1 protein-coding gene is annotated in these 507 nt (G+C 35.3%); it reads left to right on the top strand.

The annotated features are described in order from the left end of the window. Positions 1–219 precede the first annotated feature (219 nt). On the top strand, positions 220–507 hold a 288-nt coding region (locus tag IEY73_RS34980; protein WP_229716466.1), incomplete at its 3' end, for a succinate dehydrogenase/fumarate reductase transmembrane subunit.

Below are 507 nucleotides of genomic sequence, written 5' to 3'. Positions count from 1 at the left end.
TGTCATTGAATGATCCTTATTTTATAGGTGGTAACTATCCCTTATTATATCTAATAGCGTTAAAAAATGTAAATTTTAAACAATAGCCCCCTTGAATTGCATTTTTTCTCAATTTAGGTTTTGTTTATAAGAAAAATTATTTCAAATGTAGTAAAATTAGGGCAGTGTTTTTGCGTCAAGCGATTCAGGTTGATTTTAGAGTTTTTAGGAGCAGTTTTTATGCAACAAGAAGAGATTATAGAGGGTTATTATGGTGCTAGCAAAGGGCTTAAAAAGAGCGGTATTTATGCTAAGCTGGATTTTTTACAGAGTGCTACGGGCTTGATTTTAGCGCTCTTTATGATAGCGCACATGTTTTTGGTCTCAAGTATCTTGATTAGCGATGAAGCCATGTATAAAGTGGCGAAATTTTTTGAAGGGAGCTTGTTTTTAAAAGCAGGCGAGCCGGCTATTGTGAGCGTGGTTGCAGCAGGGATTATTCTTATTTTAGTCGCGCATGCTTTTTTG

Origin of the sequence: Mangrovihabitans endophyticus (assembly GCF_014646155.1) — a bacterium.
GTDB classification, from domain to species: Bacteria; Actinomycetota; Actinomycetes; order Mycobacteriales; family Micromonosporaceae; genus Actinoplanes; species Actinoplanes endophyticus.
This window is presented reverse-complemented; position numbering and strand designations above follow the sequence as displayed.